This window comes from Bacillus sp. FG16 (assembly GCF_057809515.1).
This window is the reverse complement of record NZ_JBMDKC010000397.1, coordinates 1-329: the sequence shown is the minus strand read 5'-3', so window position 1 is coordinate 329 and position 329 is coordinate 1. Positions and strand designations below refer to the sequence as shown.

1 pseudogene is annotated in these 329 nt (G+C 31.6%); it reads right to left on the bottom strand.

Features of this window, described 5'->3' with window-relative positions:
• A pseudogene (locus ACODS7_RS32905) lies at window positions 1–329 on the bottom strand (Tn3 family transposase); the annotation flags it as partial.

Here is a 329-nt window from a genome sequence, read left to right as displayed (position 1 = left end):
ATTTTGAATATTCTATATCAGAAACCTGTCCCATTCTATACAATCCCATGTTTGTCCCCCAGGCTATTAGACTTGGAATCAGAATCGTATCATTTATCTTGAGGTTTGTATAACGTCCGAGAATATGTTCAAATTTAGTAAGAAAATTACACTGTTGATTTACAAAATGTAAAATACTTCTCATATCAATTTGTAACAATATATCGAAAAACGAATGATTAATAGGAGCTGACGCTCGCGTATATGGAAGTGACCAAGAATGATGCTCTTTGTATTTTTTACTTGCACATGTTTGTTTTTTCCGGAAGTAATCTTTTTATTAATTGAGA